This window comes from Pseudomonas sp. R-28-1W-6, assembly GCF_009799925.1.
In the GTDB taxonomy this organism is placed as follows: Bacteria; Pseudomonadota; Gammaproteobacteria; order Pseudomonadales; family Pseudomonadaceae; genus Aquipseudomonas.
In genome coordinates, this window is the sequence record NZ_WELK01000003.1 from 234,529 (window position 1) to 256,085 (window position 21,557).

Sequence of the window (21,557 nt, forward strand, 5' to 3'; positions counted from 1 at the left end):
AGCCACGCCAGCCGACCATGCCCCAACACATCGACACGCCTACCGCCGCCGACCTGCCCCGCCTGCTGGCGGTGTGGGAGGCGGCGGTGCGCGCCACCCATGACTTCCTCGGCGAGGACGACATCCAGTTCTACAAGCGCATGCTGTGCGAGCAGTACTTCCACCTGGTGCGCCTGGACTGCCTGCGCGACGCCTACGGCCGCGTACTCGGCTACCTGGGCACAGCCGAAGACCGGGTGGAGATGCTCTTCGTCGACCCGCAGGTGCATGGCCGCGGCATCGGCAAGGCGCTGCTGCGCCACGCCATCGAACAGCGCGGCGCGCGCCTGGTCGACGTCAACGAACAGAACCCCCGGGCCCTGGCCTTCTACCTCAGCCAGGGCTTCCGGCAGATCGGCCGCTCGCCGCTGGACGGCGCCGACAAGCCGTTTCCGCTGCTGCATCTGCGCCTGGACGACTGAGGCCTAAACCGTAGGGTGCGCCGCGCGCACCAGAAACCTCCCATGGCCCCCGTGGTGCGCACGGCGCCCCCTACGGCAGGTTCGCCACGGCGCCTTTGAACAGGTTCTTAGCGGAACGGCGGTTCGTCGAAGCTCCTCAGCTTGCGCGAGTGCAGCGAGTCGAGCTGGCAGCGCAGCAGGTCGAGGGCGGCGATGCCGATCGACAGGTGCTGACTGACCGCACGCTGGTAGAAGCCGCTGGCCGAGCCGGGCAGCTTCATCTCGCTGTGCAGCGGCTTGTCCGACACGCACAGCAGGGTGCCGTAGGGCACGCGCAGGCGGTAGCCCTGGGCGGCGACGGTGCCGCTTTCCATGTCCACCGCCACCGCGCGGGCCAGGTTGATCAGCGGCCGCTCGTGGGCCCAGTGCAGCTCCCAGTTGCGGTCGTCGTAGGTCAGCACGGTGCCGGTGCGCAGGCGCTTCTTCAGGGTCTCGCCGCGCTCGCCGGTGACCGTCGCGGCCGCTTCCTGCAAGGCCTGCTGCACCTCGGCCAGAGCCGGGATGGGGATGTGCGGCGGCAGCACGCGGTCGAGTATTCCGTCCCTGCGCATATAGGCGTGGGCCAGCACGTAGTCGCCGATGGTCTGCGACTGACGCAGGCCGCCGCAGTGGCCGATCATCAGCCAGCAGTGCGGGCGCAGCACGGCCAGGTGGTCGGTGATGTTCTTCGCGTTGGACGGGCCGACGCCGATGTTGACCAGGGTGATGCCGTGGCCGTCGGCGGCGATCAGGTGATAGGCCGGCATCTGGTAACGGTGCCAGACCACCGCGTCGGCCACCGCCTGGGCGTCGTCCTCGCTGGTGCCGCGCTCGATGATCACGTTGCCCGGCAGCACCATGCGCACGAAGCGCGGGTCGTCGCGCAGGCGCTCCAGGCCATGGCGGATGAACTGGTCGACATAGCGGTGGTAGTTGGTCAGCAGGATCCACGGCTGCACGTGGCGCCAGTCGCTGCCGGTGTAGTGCTGGATGCGCTTGAGGGAGAAGTCGGTGCGCGCGGCGTCGAACAGCGCCAGCGGCAGGTCGCTGCTGTCGCCCCAGTCGAACAGGCCGTCGGCCACCGAGTCGGTGGCGGCGGACAGGTCGGTGCTGGGAAACACCCGCGCCAGCTCGGCGGCGCTCACCCCGGAGCCGGCCAGTTCGTCGCCCTGCTCGACCACATAGGGATAGGGAATGTTCTGCTGGCTGAGGCCGACCTCGACGGTAACGGTGAAGTCGTCCATCAGCGGGCGCAGCTGATCGAGCAGGTAGCCGCGAAACGCATCCGGGTGGGTCACGCTGACCCGATAGGTGCCGGGCAGCTGCACCTTGGCGTAGGCACGCACGGTGCTCGGCACCTCGCCCTGGCAGTGATAGGTCAGGCGCAGCTCCGGGTAGCGGAACAGGGCGCGCTGGCTGGCGCTGGGCTGGGTGCGTTCCTTGAGGTAGTTCTTCAGCGCCTGGCTCAGCGCCTCGGTGGCCTGGCGGTGCAGGGCCGCGAGGCGCTCGACGGCCTCCTCGGCGGTGGCGACGATGACGAATCCGGCGGGCGAAATAGCGGTCACGGGGGCAGCTTCCTGACTGGAAATACCGCCCTATCTTGCGCCTTCGCCGCCACCGCCCGCCAGCCGGACGATGCTTGCGGCGGCGGTCCCGCCTAGAACCGCTCGCGGATCGTCCGCGCAGCGAAAAGCCCGCCAATGGCCCCGGTGCGCGCGGCGCCCCCTACGCGAAGGCGCCCAAGCGAAGCGGCAACCTGGCGGCTGGCATTGCGCGAGCCGAAAGGGTCGCGAACAGCGCCTAGACCGGGTGCGGCGTGCTGCGCGCGACCAGCGCCGCGACATCCACGCCGCGCGGCAGGGTGCCGTAGACCCGCCCGCCGCCGCCCAGGCGGCTGGCGATGAAGGCGTCGCTCACCGTGGCATTGCCGGCCTCCAGCAGCAGCTTGGCCTGCAGGGCGACGGCCACGTCCTCGGTCAGCTGGCGGGCGCGGTACTGGATATCGCCGGTGTCGCGGAAGGCCGCCTGCAGCTGCTGGATATGCGCCTTGAGGCGGGCATCGCCGTGGCCGTCGCCGAGTTCGGCGAACAGCGCGTCGAGCACGCCCGGCTCCTTGGACAGCGCGCGCAGCACGTCCAGGCACTGCACGTTGCCCGAGCCCTCCCAGGTGGAGTTGACCGGCGCCTCGCGGTACAGCCGCGGCAGGATGGTGTCCTCGACGTAGCCGGCGCCGCCCATGCATTCGGCGGCCTCGTTGATCATCGCCGGCGCGCGCTTGCAGATCCAGTACTTGCCGATGGCGGTGACCAGGCGGGCGAACTTCTGCTCCTGCTCGTCGTGCGGGCGATCCAGGGCGCGGCCCATGCGCAGGGTCAGGGCCAGCGCCGCCTCGCTTTCCAGGGCCAGGTCGGCCAGTACGTTCTGCATCAGCGGCTGCTCGGCCAGCACGCGGCCGCCGACCTGGCGGTAGGCGCAGTGGTGCGCGGCCTGGCTCAGGGCCTGGCGCATCAGGCTGCTGGAGCCGACCATGCAGTCGAAGCGGGTCAGCGCCACCATCTCGATGATGGTCGGCACGCCGCGGCCTTCCTCGCCGACCATCCAGGCCAGGGCGCCACGGAACTCCACCTCGCTGGAAGCGTTGGCCCAGTTGCCCAGCTTGTTCTTCAGCCGTTGCACGTAGAACTGGTTGCGCGTGCCGTCCGGGCGGTGGCGCGGCAGCAGGAAGCAGGTCAGGCCCTTGTCGGTGTAGGCCAGGGTGAGGAAGGCATCGCACATCGGCGCCGAGCAGAACCACTTGTGCCCCACCAGCTCGTAGGCCTGGCCCGGGCCACCGGCCCCCACGGCATGGGCGCGGGTGGTGTTGGCGCGCACGTCGGTGCCGCCCTGCTTCTCGGTCATCGCCATGCCGATGGTGACGCCGGCCTTCTGCTCCATCGGCACGTTGCGCGGGTCGTACTGGGTGGCGAGGATCTTCGGCAGCCAGAGCGCCGCCAGGTCCGGCTGCAGCTTGAGCGCCGGCACCGCGGCGAAGGTCATGGTCAGCGGGCAGCCGCTGGCGGCTTCGGCCTGGCTGTGCAGGTAGGTCAGCCCGGCGCGCGCCACCTGGGCGCCCTCACGCGGGTCGGTCCAGGGCAGCGAAGGCAGGCCGTGTTCGATCGCCGTGCGCATCAGCTCGTGGTAGCTCGGGTGGAATTCCACCAGGTCGATGCGGTTGCCGTAGCGGTCGTGGCTCTTGAACACCGGCTTGTTCTCGTTGGCCAGGAAGCCGGCCGCCATCAGCGGCCCGCCGGCCAGGGCGCCGTAGGCATCCAGGCGGTCCTCGGCCCAGCCGCCACCGAAGCGGCGGACCCACTCCTGCAGGGGCAGGTCGACGCGATAGAGGTTGGCGCCATCCAGGGGCGGCACCTGATTGAACACTTCGTGGGTTTCGGCGAACTGCTGCAGGGACATCTCAGGACTCCGGGGCGCCGACGGCGCGCAGGCAGAAGGTGATCAGGGATTGGCTGACGCTGGCCAGCTCCAGGGTCGGCAGGCCGGCCGCACGGGCGGCGCGGGCCGGTGGCGAGAGTGGGCCGACCAGGGCTTCGGCGATGGCGCCGACCAGGCAGGCGGCGCTGAGGCCGAGCTGCGCCACGCGGAACTCGCCGCGGCGCACGCCCTCGTCGAGCAGCTCGATGAACAGCTCGGCATAGGCCTCGCGGAACAACAGGCGCTGTTCGTCGACTTCCGGGTCGACCGGCTCGGCGATCAGGGCGAAGGCCAGGCGCCGGCTGTGCCAGGCGCGGGCGGCGAACTGCTCGAGGCCGGCGGCCAGGCGCTGGGGCGGCGTGCCGGGGCCGCGGAGGATCTCGCCGAGCACCTCGACCTCGATCCGGCAGGCATTGCTGAAGACTTCCGCGGCCAGCTCGCCCTTGCCGCTGAAGTGGCGGTACAGGCTGCCGGTGGCCACCCCGGCATCGGCGGCCAGGGCCTGCATGGTCAATGCGGCGAAGCCGCCTTCGCTGACCCGCGCCAGGGCGCAGGCGAGGATGCGCTCGCGCATTGCCTGGTCACGGTCGAGGCGGGCCGCGGTCACTCGATAGGTCATGAGCTGAATCCTTGTTCATGAATTCAGTTCAGTGAATCACGATTCAGATCTTGGAAGAAGGTGGTATTCCGGCCAAAAATGCGCCGGAAAATCCTGCTGCGCGCCGTTCAGGCGACCGGCGGCGCATCCACCCGCGCCCGGCACAGCACCCAGTCGTGCAGCAGGGTCTGCAGCTCGACGAACTTCACCGGCTTGGCCAGGTAGTCGCTCATGCCGGCGGCCAGGCAGCGCTCGCGGTCGCCGCTGTGGCTGTGGGCGGTGATCGCCAGCACCGGCAGCTCGGCGCAGCCCGGCAGGGCGCGTAGCGCGCGGCAGGTGGCGAAACCGTCCATCACCGGCATCTGGCAGTCGAGCAGCACCGCGTCGACCGCCTCGCTGCGCAGGTGCTCCAGCGCCTCGACGCCGTTGTCGGCGGTGCGCACGCGGTAGCCGAGCTTGAGCAGCATGCCGCGGGTGACCAGCTGGTTGATCGCATTGTCCTCGACCACCAGCACCGTGCACTGCTCCGGGCGGCGCAGGGGCTGGCCGCCGCTACGCCGGCGCGTGGCGGCCTGCTCGTGGCTCTGCACCGGCAGGTTGAGCTGCAGGTTCAGCTCGAAGACGCTGCCCTGGCCCGGCAACGAGCGGTGCTGCAGGCTGCCGCCGAGCAGTTCGACCAGCTTGCGGCAGATCGCCAGGCCGATGCCCAGCCCGCCGTACTGGCGGGTCATCGAGCCGTCCAGCTGGAGGAAGCGCTGGTACAGGTTGCCTTCGCTCGGCGTGGTGAAGCCGATGCCGCTGTCGATCACCTCGATGCGCAGCGGCATGCACGCCGCCAGCGGCCCGGCCGCGGCGACGCGCAGGGTCACGCCGCCCTGGTGGGTGAACTTGATCGCGTTGTCGAGCAGGTAGCCAAGGCTCTGCGCCAGCTTGCCGGCATCGCCCTCCAGGGTGTCGGGCAGGCTGTCGTCCAGCTCGACGAGGAACCCCAGGCCCTTCTCCATGGCACGCGGCGAGTACTGCGCGCGCAGGCCGTCGAACAGTCCGCGCAGGCTGAACGGCTCGCGCCGCGGGTAGAGCTTGCCGGCCTGCAGTTCGGTGAGGGCGAGGATGTCGTTGACCATGTGCATCATGTCGCGCGCCGAGCTGGCGGCGGTCTTCTGGTACTGCTCCAGTTCCACGTCCAGCTTGAGGGTCTGCATCAGCTCCAGCGAGCCGATCACCCCGTTCATCGGCGTGCGCAGCTCGTGGGTCACGGTGGCGAGGAATTCGTCCTTCAACCGGTTGCTGGTGGCCAGCTCGCGGTTGAGGGCTTCCAGCTCGCGGCCGGCCTCCTGGAGGATGCGCGCGCGCTCTTCCTTCATCGCATTGATGCGGTCGGCCAGGGCCAGGGACAACAGGCCGACCTCCAGCGCCGAGCCGATCTGGCTGGCATACATGGTGAGGAACAGGTTGGGCAGGTAGCCCAGCACCATCAGGGTGTTGACCAGGCCGCCGAGGAGGAAGGCACTCCAGGCGAAGATGAAGTAGCGCGCCACGCGCATGCCGCGCACCCAGGCGAGAATCGCGGCGCTGAAGATCACCACGGTGAAGCCCAGCGCCAGGTAGGTCGCCATGCGCAGGGCCAGGCCGTAGCTGGCGGTGAGGGCCAGGGTCATGACCAGGGCGCCGCAGGCCATCATCAGCAGCAGGGCGCGGTCGACCCAGGGGCTGTGCTCGGCGGTATGCAGGAAGCTGCGCGCGAACTGGCAGCCGAACAGCGCCGCCGAGCCGATCAGGAACGGCGTGGCGGCGTTCGCCCACCAGGGGTTGTTCGGCCAGAAGTACTCGATGCCGGCGCCGTTGACCGAGACCTGGTAGAGGCCGAAGGAAGCGATGTAGAAGATGTAATAGAGGTAGCTGGTATCCCTGACGCTCAAGAAGATGAACAGGTTGTAGATCAGCATCACCAGCAGCACGCCGTAGATGATGCCGAGCACGTAGATGCGCTTGGGCTGTTCTTCCAGGTAAGCCTGCGGCGACCACAGGGTCAGTGGCGCCTGCATCGAGCCCTGGCTTTCCAGGCGCAGGTAGAGGCGCTGGGGCTGCCCCGGCGGCAGGTCGAGGGCGAACAGGTAGTTGTTCTGCTTGATCTGCCGGCTGGCGAACGGCAGGGCGTCACCGGTGCGCTGGGCCAGGCGATAGCCGGCGGCGCCATCGGGCACGTAGAGCTCCAGGTGATCGAGCGGCGGGTAGGCCAGTTCCAGGTACCAGGGCTGCGCCTTGCCGGGCTGGCGCGGCCGGTACTGCAGGTCCAGGCGCAACCAGAACACCGAGCGCGAGTAGCCGGCATTGAGCACCGCCTGCTCGTGCTGGCGAAAGCTGCCCTGCAGGGCCGGCGAGCTGATCTGGGCGATGCTCGCGTCGCCGCGCACATCCTCGAACACGTGCATCACCGCACCGAGCGGCAGGCGCCGGGTGTCTTCGTCGAACTCGACAGCGCCGGCCAGGGCCGGCAGCAGGCATAGGAGCCAGAGGAAAATGCAGCGCATGCCGCTCCGCCAGAGCCCGCGACGACGCCCAGGCCAGCCGGCCCGCAGGCGCCTCCCAGGCACACGATGATTGAGTGTGCCGCACTCTAGCAGCCCGCATACATAACTGAGAAGTCAGGTTGCTACCGCGGCGGTCGCTTATGCGCCTCCGGGGCGATGCCAGGGGCCGGGAGCCCGGGTTTGGTGGTAAGCTCGCGCGCCATGAACAGACATAACTCCCGCCCCGTCGTCCTCTGTCTGTCCGGCCACGACCCCAGTGGTGGTGCCGGCCTGCAGGCGGACATCGAAGCCCTGCTCGCTCAGGGTTGCCACGCCGCTCCTGCCGTCACCGCGCTGACGGTGCAGGACACGGTCAACGTCTCCGACTTCCGCGTGCTCGACCGCGAATGGGTGCTGGCCCAGGCCCACGCGATCATCGCCGACCTGCCGGTGGCCGCCGTCAAGCTGGGCATGCTCGGCTCGGTGCAGATGGTCGACACCGTGGTCGAGATCATGCAGCGGCTGCCGGGCATCCCGCTGGTCTGCGACCCGGTGTTGCGCGCCGGCGGTGGCGGCTCGCTGGGCAAGGACGATGTCGGCTATGCCATGCGCGAACGCCTGCTGCCGATCGCCGCCATCGCCACGCCGAACCTGCCGGAAGCGCGCATCCTCGCCGAACTGCCGGACGGCACGGCCGACCAGTGCGCCGAGAAGCTGCTGCCGTTCTGCCGGCACCTGCTGATCACCGGCGGCCATGGCGACGAGAGCGAAGTACACAACCGCCTGTACGGGCGCGACGGCAGCCGTCACGACTTCACCTGCGCGCGCCTGCCCGGCAGCTACCACGGCTCCGGCTGCACCCTGGCCAGCACCCTGGCCGGGCGCCTGGCCCTCGGCGAGGAAGTGGTCAGCGCCGTGCGCTCGGCCCTCGACTACACCTGGCGCACCCTGCGCGACGCCGAGCAACCGGGCCACGGCCAGTTCGTGCCGCGCCGCCTGCCGCTGGACTTCGCCCTATGAGCCGCCGTTCATGAGCGCGCCGCTGCGCGGGCTGTATGCCATCACCGACAGCCAGCTGCTGGCCGACGGCCGCCTGCTGCCCTATGTCGAGGCGGCCCTGAAGGGTGGCGCCCGCCTGCTGCAGTACCGCGACAAGTCCAGCGACGACGCCCGCCGCCTGCGCGAGGCCGAGGCCCTGCGCGAGCTGTGCGCCCGCTACGGCGCCGAGCTGATCATCAACGACGACGCCGAGCTGGCCGCGCGCCTGGGCGTCGGCCTGCACCTGGGTCAGGGCGACGGTTCGCTGGCCGCCGCCCGCGCCCTGCTCGGCCGCCAGGCGATCATCGGCGCCACCTGCCACGCCCAGCTGGAACTGGCCGAGCAGGCCGTCGCCGAAGGCGCCAGCTACATCGCCTTCGGCCGCTTCTTCAATTCCAGCACCAAGCCCGGCGCGCCGGCCGCCACGCCCGAATTGCTGAGCGCGGCCCGCCAGCGTTTCAGCCTGCCGATCACCGCTATCGGCGGCATCACCCTGGACAGCGCGCCCGCGCTGATCGCCCAGGGCGCCAGCCTGCTGGCCGTGGTCCACGCCCTGTTTTCCGCCCCCTCCACCGCCGAGGTGGAGCAGCGGGCACGCGCCTTCAGCGCGCTGTTCGCCACCGTTTAATCTTCACGAGAGCCCTGCCATGTCCCGTTCGGAAATCCTCTTCAACAACGCGCAGAAACACATCCCCGGCGGCGTCAACTCGCCGGTGCGCGCCTTCCGCAGCGTCGGCGGCACCCCGCTGTTCTTCAAGCACGCCGAAGGCGCCTACGTCACCGACGAAGACGACCGGCGCTACGTCGACTACGTCGGCTCCTGGGGCCCGATGATCCTCGGCCACAGCCACCCGCAGGTGCTCGACGCGGTACGCCAGCAGCTGCAGCATGGCCTGTCCTACGGCGCGCCGACCGCCATGGAAACCGAGATGGCCGACCTGGTGTGCGGCATCGTGCCGTCGATGGAGATGGTGCGCATGGTCAGCTCCGGCACCGAGGCGACCATGAGCGCCATCCGCCTGGCCCGCGGCTACACCGGGCGCGACAACATCATCAAGTTCGAAGGCTGCTACCACGGCCATTCCGACAGCCTGCTGGTCAAGGCCGGTTCCGGCCTGCTGACCCAGGGCGTGCCCAGCTCGGCGGGCGTGCCGGCGGATTTTGCCAAGCACACCCTGACCCTGCCGTTCAACGACCTCAAGGCCGTCGAACAGATGCTCAGCGAAGCCGGCTCGACCGTGGCCTGCATCATCGTCGAGCCGGTGGCCGGCAACATGAACTGCGTGCCGCCGGCTCCGGGCTTCCTCGAAGGCCTGCGCGCGCAGTGCGACCAGCACGGCGTGGTGCTGATCTTCGACGAGGTGATGACCGGCTTCCGCGTCGCCCTCGGCGGCGCCCAGGCTTACTACGGCGTCACCCCGGACCTGTCGACCTTCGGCAAGATCATCGGCGGCGGCATGCCGGTCGGCTGCTTCGGCGGCAAGCGCGCGATCATGGAGTGCATCGCCCCGCTCGGTCCGGTCTACCAGGCCGGCACCCTGTCGGGCAACCCGCTGGCCATGGCCGCCGGCCTGACCACCCTGCGCCTGATCAGCCGCCCGGGCTTCCACGCCGAGCTGAGCGACTACACCAGCCGCATGCTGCAAGGCCTGCAGGATCGCGCCGATGCCGCCGGCATCCCGTTCGTCACCACCCAGGCGGGCGGCATGTTCGGCCTGTACTTCAGCGGCGCCGACGACATCGTCACCTTCGACGACGTGATGGCCAGCGATGCAGAGCGCTTCAAGCGCTTCTTCCACCTGATGCTGGAAGGCGGCGTGTACCTGGCCCCGAGCGCCTTCGAGGCCGGCTTCACCTCGATCGCCCACGGCGAAACCGAGCTGCAACTGACCCTGGACGCCGCCGAGCGCGCCTTCGCCGCACTCAAGTGACGGCCGGCGGCGGGGCAACCCCGCCGCCTTTAGCTGCAGAAAGGCCAGCAAAGACTTTGTAACGGCGTACCGGCTTATCACATAATGTGACGGCCGGCGCGTTCCGCCGGCCGGGCTTGGAGCCCGTCGGTTTCGCGAGGCACTGTAATTTCCATGAAATGCACCGGCCGCACCCTGTTCCTGGGCTGCCTGTTGCTTCTCCCATCCCTGCCGGCCCATGCGGAAGGCGACGCCTTGCTGATCCCCGCGCTCGGCCGCTGCTCGCTGAACACCGCCCCGGAAGACCTACCGCAAGCCCTCGCCGCCTGCCAGCAGGCTGCCCAGCAGGGCGATGCGGCCGCGCAGTACGAACTGGGCGAATTTCATTACGACGGCACGCGCGCACCGCGCGACCTGGCGCAGGCTCTGCACTGGTTCGAGCAGGCCTCGCTGCGGGGTAACGCCCAGGCCCAGCTGCGCCTGGGCAGCATGTTCTTCCGTGGCGAAGGGGTGCCGGCCAACAACGTGCAGGCCTATATCGTGCTGAAGATGGCCGCGATCAACGGCTCGGACGAGGCCATGGACAGTGCCGACCAGGTCGCCGCGCAGATGAACCGCGAAGAATTGCAAGTGGCCAGCCAGGTGCTCGGGCAGATCTTCCGCAACTACCTGCTGGAGCTGCAGAACCTCGACAGCACACCGGCCTTCACGCCGAGCCAGCCCAGCCAGCCCAGCCAGCCCAGCCAATAATAGTGCCGCCGGCGGCCACGCCGCACTACTTGTCCGGCATCGGCATGGGGAACGGCATGACGTTGCCGCTGCCCTTGGCCTCGCTGATCTTCGGCGTACCCAGGCGCTCGACCTCGTCGATGCGAATGATCGCGTGCATCGGCACGAAGCTGCGCACCACGCCGTCGAACTGCGCCTTGAGCTTTTCCTCGCTGGGGTCGACCACCACCTGGGTGCGCTCGCCGAAGACGAACTCCTCCACCTCCAGGAAGCCCCACAGATCGCTTTGATAGATCTGCTTGGCGTACATCTCGTACACCTGGCCCTGGTTGAGGAAAATCACCTTGTAGATCGGTTCACGCTTGCTCATGGACGACGGGGAAACACCGGGAATAAAAGGGGGTGCAAAGCATAGCATAGCCACCGGACAGGCAAGCCTAGGAAGCACGCCGTGCGCGCCCTATAATGCGCGGTTCAATCGAACCACCCGCGACGAAGACCCCATGGCCAAGAAGCTCTATATCGAAACCCACGGTTGCCAGATGAACGAGTACGACAGCTCGCGCATGGTCGATCTGCTGGGCGAACACCAGGCCCTGGAAGTCACGGAGAACCCGGCGGAAGCCGACGTGATCCTCCTCAATACCTGCTCGATCCGCGAAAAAGCCCAGGACCGGGTATTTTCCCAGCTGGGCCGCTGGCGCGAGCTGAAGCTGGAAAACCCCAACCTGGTGATCGGCGTCGGCGGCTGCGTGGCCAGCCAGGAAGGCGCCGCCATCCGCGACCGCGCGCCCTATGTCGACGTGGTCTTCGGCCCGCAGACCCTGCACCGCCTGCCGGAAATGATCGACGCCGCGCGCAGTACCAAGACTGCCCAGGTCGACATCAGCTTCCCCGAGATCGAGAAATTCGACCGCCTGCCCGAGCCGCGCATCGACGGCCCCAGCGCCTTCGTCTCGATCATGGAAGGCTGCAGCAAGTACTGCACCTTCTGCGTGGTGCCCTACACCCGCGGCGAAGAAGTCAGCCGCCCGCTGGACGACGTGCTGGCCGAGATCATCCACCTCGCCGAACACGGCGTGAAGGAAGTCACCCTGCTCGGGCAGAACGTCAACGGCTACCGCGGCCTGACCCGCGACGGCAGCATCGCCGACTTCGCCGAACTGCTCTACCTGGTGGCCGCCATCGACGGCATCGAGCGCATTCGCTACACCACCAGCCACCCGCTGGAGTTCTCCGACGCGCTGATCCAGGCCCACGCCGAGATCCCGGAACTGGTCAAGCACCTGCACCTGCCGGTGCAGTCCGGCTCCGACCGCATCCTCGCGGCGATGAAGCGCAACCACACCGCCCTGGAATACAAGTCGCGCATCCGCAAGCTGAAGGCGGCAGTGCCGGACATCCTGATCAGCTCGGACTTCATCGTCGGCTTCCCCGGCGAGACCGAGAAGGACTTCGAGCAGACCATGAAGCTGATCGAAGAGGTCGGCTTCGACTTCTCCTACTCCTTCGTCTACAGCTCGCGCCCCGGCACCCCGGCCGCCGACCTGCCGGACGACACCCCGGAGGAACTGAAGAAGCAGCGCCTGGCCCTGCTCCAGCACCGCCTCAGCCAACAGGGCTTCGAGAACAGCCGACGGATGGTCGGCAGCGTGCAGCGCATCCTGGTCAGCGACTACTCGAAGAAGGACCCGGGCATGCTCCAGGGCCGCACCGAGAGCAACCGCGTGGTCAACTTCCGCAGCGCCAACCCGGGCCTGATCGGCCAGTTCGTCGACGTGCATATCGACGACGCCCTGCCCCACTCCCTGCGCGGCAGCCTGCTCGACTAATGGCTACCCTGTCTCCGTGCGTCCAGGCTTTCACCCTGAGGCGCGCGGGGTTATTCTTCGACCATCATCCTTGCCGACTGGCGGCCAAAAAACCACATTGAACGCGCCCATAGAACCGCATCGTTTCACCCTCGAACCCTTCGAAGCACGCCGCTTCGCCAACCTCTGCGGGCAATTCGACGAGCACCTGCGCCTGATCGAACAACGCCTGGCCATCGAGATCCGCAACCGCGGCAATCAATTCGAACTGATCGGCGAGCCGCACCATACCCACTCCGCCGAGAACCTGTTGCGCCGCCTGTACCGCGAGACCAAGGGTGCCGAGCTGTCGCCGGACCTGGTGCACCTGTTCCTGCAGGAGTCGGGCATCGAGGAACTCAACAGCGACCCGCGCAACACCGGCGGCGTCACCCTGCGCACCAAGAAGGGCGTGATCAAGCCACGCGGCGCCAACCAGCAGCGCTACGTGAAGTCGATCCTCGACAACGACATCAACTTCGGCGTCGGCCCGGCCGGTACCGGCAAGACTTACCTGGCCGTCGCCTGCGCGGTCGATGCCCTGGAGCGCGAGCAGGTGCGACGCATCCTGCTGGTACGCCCGGCGGTCGAGGCCGGCGAGAAGCTCGGCTTCCTCCCCGGCGACCTGGCGCAGAAGATCGACCCCTACCTGCGCCCGCTGTACGACGCCCTCTACGAGATGCTCGGCTTCGAGCAGGTGGCCAAGCTGATCGAGAAGCAGGTGATCGAGATCGCCCCGCTGGCCTACATGCGCGGCCGCACCCTTAACAACAGCTTCATCATTCTCGACGAGAGTCAGAACACCACCCTCGAGCAGATGAAGATGTTCCTCACCCGTATCGGTTTCGGCTCGACCGCAGTGATCACCGGCGACATCACCCAGGTCGACCTGCCCCGCGGCACCAAGTCCGGCCTGGCCCACGTCATCGAAGTGCTGCGCGACGTGCCCGGCATCACCTTCACCCACTTCAAGCCCAAGGACGTGGTGCGCCACCCTCTGGTGCAACGCATCGTCGAAGCCTACGAGCGCTTCGAGGAGCGCCAGCCGAGCAAGATCGAGCACCGGGACAACCCACGCGATGCTTGAACTCGACCTGCAGAATGCCTCGGCCGCCACGGCGCTGCCGAGCGAGGCGCAATTTCGCCGCTGGTGCGAGCTGGCCCTGCGCCAGCGCACGGCCGACTCCGAGCTGACCATCCGCTTGGTCGACGAAGGCGAAGGCCGCGAGCTGAACCACACCTGGCGGCACAAGGACTACGCCACCAACGTGCTGTCCTTCCCCGCCGATGTGCCAGATGGCCTGCTGGATATCCCGCTGCTCGGCGACCTGGTGATCTGCGTGCCGGTGGTCGAGCGCGAAGCCGCCGAACAGGGCAAAGCCAGCGAGGCGCACTGGGCGCACCTGGTGATCCACGGCTGTCTGCACCTGCTCGGCTACGACCACATCGAGGATGAGGAAGCCGAGGAAATGGAAGCCCTGGAACGGCAATTGCTGGCCGAACTGGGCCACCCCGACCCGTACGCCGCCGACGAATAACCGCCAACACCCGCTAACTGCCAACAACGAAGAAGGTCCTGAGAAACACACCATGAGCGAAGACCGATCGAGCAACGAGCAAAAGTCCTGGCTGAACAAGCTGACCCAGGCTTTTGCTCATGAGCCGAGAAACCGCCAGGAACTGCTGGAAGTGCTGCGCGACGCGCACCAGAACAAGCTGCTCGACAGCGAAGCGCTGGCCATCGTCGAAGGCGCCATCCAGGTCGCCGACCTGCAGGTGCGCGACATCATGGTGCCGCGCTCGCAGATGGTCAGCATCAAGGCCTGCCAGACGCCGCAGGAGTTCCTCCCGGCGATCATCGACTCGGCCCATTCGCGCTACCCGGTGATCGGCGAAAGCATCGACGAGGTGATCGGCATCCTCCTGGCCAAGGACCTGCTGCCGCTGATCCTGCAGGACGGCAGCAAGCCGTTCAACATCAAGGACCTGCTGCGCCCGGCCACCTTCGTGCCGGAGTCCAAGCGCCTCAACGTGCTGCTGCGCGAGTTCCGCGCCAACCACAACCACATGGCCGTGGTCATCGACGAATACGGCGGCGTGGCCGGCCTGGTGACCATCGAGGACGTGCTGGAGCAGATCGTCGGCGAGATCGAGGACGAGCATGACGTCGAGGAAGACAGCTACATCAAGCCGCTGCCGTCCGGCGACTTCCTGGTCAAGGCACTGACGCCGATCGACAACTTCAACGAAGCCTTCGACACCGAGTTCCCCGACGACGAGTTCGACACCGTCGGCGGCCTGGTGATGAGCGCCTTCGGCCACCTGCCCAAGCGCAACGAAATCACCGAGATCGGCGAATACCGTTTCCGCGTGCTCAACGCCGACAGCCGCCGCATACATCTGCTGCGCCTGACCCCGCTGGAGCGCTAGAGCCTGATTACGATCTGCTGCGCGTCGGCCATGCTGCGTTGAAATTGGGCTCGGACTGCTCATTTACACCTCGTAAACTCCGCGTCCTCACCCAATTTCGCCTTGCCTGGCTCTAGCTCGCGAGATCGTAAACAGGCTCTCAGCCATCCATACCCCGCTTCCTGCCTTTTACGGCTTCCAGTACCCTTGCCCGCCTGATTGCATACGAGGACTAGCGATGCGCTGGATCACCCGCCCCGGATGGCCGGGCAACATGCTGGCCCTGGCCGCCGGCGCCGTCACCACCCTGGCGCTCGCCCCCTTCGATATCTGGCCGCTGGCCATCCTCTCCATCGCCCTGCTCTACCTCGGCCTGCGCGACCTGACGCCCGGCCAGGCGCTGCTGCGCGGCTGGTGCTATGGCTTCGGCCTGTTCCTCAGCGGCACCAGCTGGGTCTACGTCAGCATCCACGACTACGGCGCCGCCTCGCCGCCACTGGCGGCAGCGCTGACTCTGGGCTTCGTCGGCGGCCTCGGCCTGCTGTTCGCCTTCAGCAGCTGGCTGTGGGCGCGCTGGCTGCGCCGCAGCGAGGCACCACTGGCCGACGCCCTGGCCTTCGCCGCCCTGTGGCTGGCCCAGGAAGCCTTCCGCAGCTGGTTCCTCACCGGCTTTCCCTGGCTGTATGCCGGCTACAGCCAGCTGCACGGCCCGCTGGCCAGCCTGGCCCCGGTCGGCGGCCTGTGGCTGCTGTCCCTGTGCTTGGCCCTGACGGCCGCCCTGCTGGTCAACCTGCCGCGCCTGCGCGGCAGCAAGGCGCAACTGGCCACGACCCTGGCCCTGCTGCTGGCGCCCTGGGTGGTCGGCCTGGCCCTGCAGGGGCACGACTGGACCCAGCCCAATGGCGCGCCGCTGAAGGTCGCGGCCATGCAGGGCAATGTCGAGCAGAACCTCAAGTGGGACCCGGCCCAACTGCGCGCCCAATTGGAGCTGTACCGCGACCTGACCCTGGGCAGCCAGCCGGCCGACCTGATCGTCTGGCCGGAAACCGCGGTGCCGGTGCTCAAGGAGTTCGCCGAAGGCTATCTGCAGTTCATGGGCCGCGTCGCCCAGGAACGCCAGGCCGCGCTGATCACCGGCGTGCCGATCCGCCAGGCCAACGAACAGGGCGAGAAGCGCTACTACAACGGCATCACCGTGGTCGGCGACGGCCAGGGCACCTACCTCAAGCAGAAGCTGGTGCCGTTCGGCGAGTACGTGCCGCTGCAGGAAGTGTTGCGCGGGCTGATCGCCTTCTTCGACCTGCCGATGTCCGACTTCGCCCGCGGCCCGGCTGACCAGCAGCTGCTGCAGGCCAAGGGCCTGCAGATTGCGCCGTTCATCTGCTACGAGGTGGTCTACCCGGAATTCGCCGCCGGCCTGGCCGCGCGCAGCGACCTGCTGCTGACCATCAGCAACGACACCTGGTTCGGCACCTCGGTCGGCCCCCTGCAACACCTGCAGATGGCGCAGATGCGCGCCCTCGAAGCCGGGCGCTGGATGATCCGCGCCACCAACAACGGCGTCACCGCGCTGATCGACCCGCAGGGCCGCATCACCGCGCAGATCCCGCAGTTCCAGCAGGCCGTGCTGTACGGCGAAGTACAGGCCATGCAGGGCCTGACGCCCTACCTGATCTGGCGTGGCTGGCCGCTGGCCGGGCTGTGCCTGATCCTGCTCGGCTGGGCGCTGTGGGCGCGCCGACGCGAGGAGCGCAACCAGGCCATGAGCCTGGCGTAGGTGGCGGTTGAGCGCAGCCAAGCCCAACACCCTGCATGTTGGGCTTCGGGGCTGCGCCCCTCAACCTACCGATACAGCAGCGGGTAGACCGCCAGCCCCAGTGCCTCGTTGAGCAGCCGGGTGCTCTGCCAGAAGGCCTTGCCTTCCGGCAGCCAGCCGCCCAGCGGCCGCGCATTGGCCACGCCGAGAAAGCCCAGCGGCGCCGCTACCACCTCCAGCCCGGCCCGCTCGAAACACCAGCGCGAACGCGGCATGTGCGCCGCCTGGGTCACCAGCACCACCCGCCCGATGCCCTGCTCGCGCAACAACTGCGCCGTGTATTGGGCATTCTCCCAGGTGGTGCGACTGCGCTCCTCGCGCCAGCGGGTCGCCACACCGAAATCACGCTGCAGCACCTCGGCCATCAACCCGGCCTCGCTCGGCGGTTCGCCGTAATGCAGGCCGCCACTGATCAGCAACGGCAAGCCGGAGGCGCGATGCAGGCGCGCGGCGTAGCGCAAGCGTTCCAGCGCCGTGGCGCTGGGCTGATCGCCGCCCCAGGCCGGGTCGGCCTCTTCGCGGCCGGAGCCGAGCACCACTATCACCTCGCCGCGCTGCGCCAGCGCCGCCCACTGCGCCTCGGCCAGGGCCGGCTCGCGCTCCAGGGCACGTGCGGCGTATTCGACCACCACCGGCAGGCTCATCAGCCACAAGCCCCCGACACCCAGCACCAGCAACACCACGGCCAGGCGCGGACGGGCCGCCGCGCACAACCAGGCCAGCACAATCAGCAACAACAGACCGCCGGGGGGAAGAATCAATTGTTTGAGAATAAAGCGCAGTTCCATGGGCACCTCCGAGTGCCCGCGCAGCCTAGCAGAGGCTCGCCCAGATCAGTGTGCGTGACCGGTGCGAAACAGCTTGGAGCCGCAGGCGCTGCAGGGCAGCACCCCCTCGCCGCGCTGCCACTCGGCCGACACCCCGCACAGCGCGCAGCACAGCTGCTGGCGCCGCTTGAGCAGCGGCCTGAGCTTGGCCTGGGCGCGCAGCGCAGTCTTGCTGGTGCCCGGCGGACGCAGGAGCTTGACCGGACGGGGCGCCGGCATCTGTTCGATCTGCGCCAGCTCCTCGGCGGCCGCATGCCAGCCGCGCAGCCAGTTGAGGTCACGATCCAGGTAGGCGCGGATCAGCTGCAGCTCCGCCGGCGTCAGCCCGCGCAGCTCCAGCTCGACCGGTGCCATGTCGCGCAGACGGGTGGCGGTATCCGCCTCATCCAGAGCCAGGGCGAGACGCTGCAGCAGACGCTCGTAAAGCCCGCCGCCTCCCTCTGCACGTCGCAACTCTGCCATCCGTCACCTCGACCGGGCGCCAGCCAACTCGCCCCTTACAGCCAAGCTTAGCGCCGGACCCGCACCAGACCGCGTGCCGCGACAAACGGCGGCGCACAATCTGGGTTTCCCTAGGTCGCGGGGGGTCATGTATGCTACCGCGTTTCCTGTAAGCCCCCTTTTTGCCAGCCAAGTAGCCATGCACGAACAGTATTCGCCCCGTGATATCGAAGCCGCCGCGCAGTCCCACTGGGACGCGCAGAAATCCTTTGTCGTGAGTGAGCAGCCGGGCAAGGACACCTTCTATTGCCTGTCGATGTTCCCCTACCCCAGCGGCAAGCTGCACATGGGCCACGTGCGCAACTACACCATCGGTGACGTGATCGCCCGCTACCAGCGCATGCAGGGCAAGAACGTGCTGCAGCCGATGGGCTGGGACGCCTTCGGCATGCCGGCGGAAAACGCCGCGATGAAGAACAAGGTCGCGCCGGCCAAGTGGACCTACGAAAACATCGACTACATGAAGACCCAGCTGAAATCGCTGGGCCTGGCCATCGACTGGACCCGCGAAGTCACCACCTGCAAGCCGGACTACTACCGCTGGGAGCAGTGGCTGTTCACCAAGCTGTTCGAGAAGGGCGTGATCTACCGCAAGAACGGTACCGTCAACTGGGACCCGGTGGACCAGACCGTACTGGCCAACGAGCAGGTCATCGACGGCCGCGGCTGGCGCTCGGGCGCGCTGATCGAGAAGCGCGAAATCCCCATGTACTACTTCAAGATCACCGCCTACGCGGAAGAGTTGCTGAGTAGCCTGGACGAACTGGATGGCTGGCCCGAGCAGGTCAAGACCATGCAGCGCAACTGGATCGGCAAGAGCTTCGGTGCCGACATCGTGTTCGACTACGACGTCGCCAGCATCGGCAGCGAAGGCCAGCTGAAAGTCTACTCGACCCGTCCGGACACCCTGATGGGCGCCACCTACGTGGCCGTCGCCGGCGAGCACCCGCTGGCCCAGCGCGCCGCCGCGAAGAACCCGGCCATCGCCGCGTTCATCGCCGAATGCAAGGCCGGATCGGTTGCGGAAGCCGATATGGCGACCATGGAGAAGAAGGGCGTGGCCACCGGCCAGTTCGTCATCCATCCGCTGACCGGCGACAAGCTGCCGGTATTCGTCGCCAACTACGTGCTGTGGGGCTACGGCGAAGGCGCGGTGATGGCCGTTCCGGCCCATGACGAACGCGACTTCGAATTCGCCCACAAGTACGACCTGCCGATCAAGCAGGTGTATGCCGCCGCGGACAAGGCCTACGACGCCAGCCAGTGGCAGGACTGGTACGGCGACAAGGCCGGCCTGACCACCGTCAACTCCGCCAAGTACGACGGCAAGGACTTCAGCGCCGCCTTCGACGCCATAGTCGCCGATCTGGAAGCCAGCGCCCACGGCGCGCGCAAGACCCAGTTCCGCCTGCGCGACTGGGGCATCAGCCGCCAGCGCTACTGGGGCTGCCCGATCCCGATCATCCACTGCGACGCCTGCGGCGACGTGCCGGTGCCGGAAGACCAGCTGCCGGTGGTGCTGCCCGAAGACGTGGTGCCGGACGGCGCCGGCAGCCCGCTGGCGCGCATGCCGGAGTTCTACAGCTGCACCTGCCCGAAATGCGGCGCGGCGGCCAAGCGCGAAACCGACACCATGGACACCTTCGTGGAAAGTTCCTGGTACTACGCCCGCTACGCCTCACCGCAATACACCGGCGGCATGGTCGACCCGCAAGCGGCCAACCACTGGCTGCCGGTCGACCAGTACATCGGCGGCATCGAACACGCCATCCTGCACCTGTTGTACGCACGCTTCTTCCACAAGCTGATGCGCGACGAGGGTCTGGTGTCCTCCAATGAGCCGTTCAAGAACCTGCTGACCCAGGGCATGGTGGTCGCCGAGACCTACTACCGCACCCTGGAAAACGGCGGCAAGGACTGGTTCAACCCCGCCGACGTGATCGTCGAGCGCGACGCCAAGGCCAAGGTCATCGGCGCCAAGCTGGCCAGCGACGGTCTGCCGGTGGAAATCGGCGGCACCGAGAAGATGTCCAAGTCGAAGAACAACGGCGTCGACCCGCAGGCGATGATCGATGCCTACGGCGCCGACACCTGCCGTCTGTTCATGATGTTCGCCTCGCCGCCGGACATGAGCCTGGAATGGTCCGACTCCGGCGTCGAGGGTGCCAACCGCTTCCTGCGCCGCGTCTGGCGCCTGGCCCACAGCCATGTCAGCGGCGGCCTGCCGAGCGCCCTGGGCAAGCACGCCCTGAGCGACGAGCAGAAGGCCGTGCGCCGCGCCATCCACCTGGCCATCAAGCAGGCCAGCAGCGATATCGGTCTGCACCACAAGTTCAACACCGCCATCGCCCAGGTGATGACCCTGATGAACGTGCTGGAAAAGGCCCCGAGCGAGACCACCCTGGATCGCAGCCTGATGCAGGAAGGCCTGCAGACCGTGGCCCTGCTGCTGGCGCCGATCACCCCGCATATCAGCCATGAAATCTGGCGCAGCCTGGGCCATAACGGCGCGATCATCGACGCCCAGTGGCCGCAGGTCGACGAGTCGGCCCTGGTACAGGACAGCCTGACCCTGGTGATCCAGGTCAACGGCAAGCTGCGCGGCCAGATCGAAGTGCCGGCCAGCGCCAGCCGCGAGGAAGTCGAAGCCGCCGCCCGCGCCAACGAGAACGTACTGCGCTTCACCGAAGGCGTGACCATTCGCAAGGTCATCGTCGTACCGGGCAAGCTGGTCAACATCGTTGCCAACTGATTAAGCTCGGCGCCATGCCCGCATGGCGTCGTGACTCTCCAAGGGGATAGAAGAGAATGATGAAACGGAATCTGATGGTAATCGGCCTGGCTGTTATGCTCAGCGCCTGCGGCTTCCAGCTGCGCGGCACCGGCACTGCCGATTTCGCCCTCAAGGAAGTCGACCTGCAGGCACGCAACGCCTACGGCGACACGGTCAAGCAAGTGCGTCAGGTCCTGGAAAACAGCGGCGTGAATGTCCACGCCGGCGCGCCCTACAAGCTGAGCCTGGCCAACGAAAAAGAAACCAAGCGCACCGCCAGCTACACCAGCAACGCGCGCAGCGCCGAGTACGAGCTGACCACCACGCTGGACTACGAGATCCGCGGCGAGAAGAACCTGCTGCTGCTCAACGACCAGCTGGAAGTGCAGACCACCTATGTCCACGACGAGAACAACCTGATCGGCTCCGACCAGGAATCCGGCCAGCTGCGCCAGGAAATGCGCCGCGAGCTGGTGCAGCAGATGATCCTGCGCCTGCAGCTGATCACCCCGGCCCAGCTCGAGCAGCTGCAGCAGGAAGCTGCAGCCCGCGCCCAGGCCGAAGCCGAAGCGACCGCCGCGGCGCGCCGCGCCGAGCAGGAGTCGGCGCCGCTGCAGTCGCCGATCCAGCTGCCGATCAGCCAGTAAGC

General features: G+C 67.7%; 19 protein-coding genes. 12 read left to right on the forward strand and 7 right to left on the reverse strand.

Annotated features, from left to right (window positions below):
* Positions 1–17: 17 nt before the first annotated feature.
* On the forward strand, positions 18–461 hold the full coding sequence (locus tag F3I62_RS08775; protein WP_160489269.1) for a GNAT family N-acetyltransferase: 444 nt from the start codon (positions 18–20) through the stop codon (positions 459–461).
* A 107-nt stretch (positions 462–568) separates the two neighbouring features.
* On the opposite strand, the gene amn is transcribed toward F3I62_RS08775, so the two are convergent.
* The 4 genes from amn to F3I62_RS08795 form a co-directional block, all read right to left on the reverse strand.
* The gene (amn, locus tag F3I62_RS08780; protein ID WP_160489270.1) at positions 569–2,044 is read right to left on the reverse strand and encodes an AMP nucleosidase; all 1,476 of its coding nucleotides are present in this window, start codon (positions 2,042–2,044) and stop codon (positions 569–571) included.
* A 235-nt stretch (positions 2,045–2,279) separates the two neighbouring features.
* A complete protein-coding gene (locus F3I62_RS08785; protein WP_160489271.1) occupies positions 2,280–3,929 on the reverse strand; it encodes an acyl-CoA dehydrogenase family protein in 1,650 nt (549 codons plus the stop codon).
* Position 3,930: 1 nt separating this feature from the next.
* A complete protein-coding gene (locus F3I62_RS08790; protein WP_160489272.1) occupies positions 3,931–4,566 on the reverse strand; it encodes a TetR/AcrR family transcriptional regulator in 636 nt (211 codons plus the stop codon).
* A gap of 107 nt (positions 4,567–4,673) precedes the next feature.
* The gene (locus tag F3I62_RS08795; RefSeq protein WP_160489273.1) at positions 4,674–7,076 is read right to left on the reverse strand and encodes a hybrid sensor histidine kinase/response regulator; all 2,403 of its coding nucleotides are present in this window, start codon (positions 7,074–7,076) and stop codon (positions 4,674–4,676) included.
* A gap of 201 nt (positions 7,077–7,277) precedes the next feature.
* On the opposite strand from F3I62_RS08795, the gene F3I62_RS08800 reads away from it, so the two are divergent.
* From F3I62_RS08800 to F3I62_RS08815, 4 genes are all read left to right on the forward strand, one after another.
* Positions 7,278–8,075, forward strand: coding sequence for a hydroxymethylpyrimidine/phosphomethylpyrimidine kinase (locus tag F3I62_RS08800; protein WP_160489274.1), 798 nt, complete (start codon positions 7,278–7,280; stop codon positions 8,073–8,075).
* Positions 8,076–8,085: 10 nt separating this feature from the next.
* On the forward strand, positions 8,086–8,721 hold the full coding sequence (thiE, locus tag F3I62_RS08805; RefSeq protein WP_160489275.1) for a thiamine phosphate synthase: 636 nt from the start codon (positions 8,086–8,088) through the stop codon (positions 8,719–8,721).
* A 19-nt stretch (positions 8,722–8,740) separates the two neighbouring features.
* Complete coding sequence (gene hemL, locus F3I62_RS08810) at positions 8,741–10,024, forward strand: glutamate-1-semialdehyde 2,1-aminomutase (protein ID WP_160489276.1); 1,284 nt, start codon at positions 8,741–8,743, stop codon at positions 10,022–10,024.
* 153 nt (positions 10,025–10,177) lie between these two features.
* Positions 10,178–10,753 (forward strand): tetratricopeptide repeat protein, encoded by a 576-nt coding sequence (locus F3I62_RS08815; RefSeq protein WP_160489277.1) that lies wholly within the window; start codon positions 10,178–10,180, stop codon positions 10,751–10,753.
* A 25-nt stretch (positions 10,754–10,778) separates the two neighbouring features.
* Here F3I62_RS08815 and F3I62_RS08820 read toward each other — a convergent pair whose 3' ends face one another.
* Positions 10,779–11,102, reverse strand: coding sequence for a DUF1820 family protein (locus F3I62_RS08820; protein WP_160078470.1), 324 nt, complete (start codon positions 11,100–11,102; stop codon positions 10,779–10,781).
* Between the two features lie 133 nt (positions 11,103–11,235).
* Between F3I62_RS08820 and miaB the strand changes: the two genes are divergently transcribed.
* The 5 genes from miaB to lnt all read left to right on the forward strand — a co-directional run bounded on the left by miaB (position 11,236) and on the right by lnt (position 16,768).
* Positions 11,236–12,564, forward strand: coding sequence for a tRNA (N6-isopentenyl adenosine(37)-C2)-methylthiotransferase MiaB (gene miaB / locus F3I62_RS08825; RefSeq protein ID WP_160489278.1), 1,329 nt, complete (start codon positions 11,236–11,238; stop codon positions 12,562–12,564).
* 97 nt (positions 12,565–12,661) lie between these two features.
* Entirely contained in the window at positions 12,662–13,669 is a 1,008-nt protein-coding gene (locus tag F3I62_RS08830) for a PhoH family protein (RefSeq protein WP_160489279.1), read from the forward strand.
* A complete protein-coding gene (gene ybeY / locus F3I62_RS08835; protein ID WP_160489280.1) occupies positions 13,662–14,120 on the forward strand; it encodes an rRNA maturation RNase YbeY in 459 nt (152 codons plus the stop codon). The genes F3I62_RS08830 and ybeY overlap by 8 nt, the downstream gene beginning before the upstream one ends.
* A gap of 52 nt (positions 14,121–14,172) precedes the next feature.
* Positions 14,173–15,012, forward strand: a complete 840-nt coding sequence (locus F3I62_RS08840) for an HlyC/CorC family transporter (protein WP_160489281.1) — start codon at positions 14,173–14,175, stop codon at positions 15,010–15,012.
* A 217-nt stretch (positions 15,013–15,229) separates the two neighbouring features.
* Positions 15,230–16,768, forward strand: coding sequence for an apolipoprotein N-acyltransferase (gene lnt, locus F3I62_RS08845; RefSeq protein WP_160489282.1), 1,539 nt, complete (start codon positions 15,230–15,232; stop codon positions 16,766–16,768).
* 65 nt (positions 16,769–16,833) lie between these two features.
* Here the strand turns inward: lnt and F3I62_RS08850 are convergent, their stop codons facing one another.
* Together F3I62_RS08850 and F3I62_RS08855 are read right to left on the reverse strand one after the other, a co-directional pair.
* On the reverse strand, positions 16,834–17,595 hold the full coding sequence (locus F3I62_RS08850) for a YdcF family protein (RefSeq protein WP_160489283.1): 762 nt from the start codon (positions 17,593–17,595) through the stop codon (positions 16,834–16,836).
* 45 nt (positions 17,596–17,640) lie between these two features.
* The gene (locus F3I62_RS08855) at positions 17,641–18,096 is read right to left on the reverse strand and encodes a hypothetical protein (protein ID WP_160489284.1); all 456 of its coding nucleotides are present in this window, start codon (positions 18,094–18,096) and stop codon (positions 17,641–17,643) included.
* Positions 18,097–18,274: 178 nt separating this feature from the next.
* Here F3I62_RS08855 and leuS point away from each other — a divergent pair, with 178 nt between their 5' ends.
* Positions 18,275–20,887: a leucine--tRNA ligase gene (leuS, locus tag F3I62_RS08860; RefSeq protein ID WP_160489285.1), complete on the forward strand. Its 2,613-nt coding sequence runs from the start codon at positions 18,275–18,277 to the stop codon at positions 20,885–20,887.
* Between the two features lie 56 nt (positions 20,888–20,943).
* The gene (gene lptE / locus F3I62_RS08865; protein WP_160489286.1) at positions 20,944–21,555 is read left to right on the forward strand and encodes an LPS assembly lipoprotein LptE; all 612 of its coding nucleotides are present in this window, start codon (positions 20,944–20,946) and stop codon (positions 21,553–21,555) included.
* Positions 21,556–21,557 lie beyond the last annotated feature (2 nt).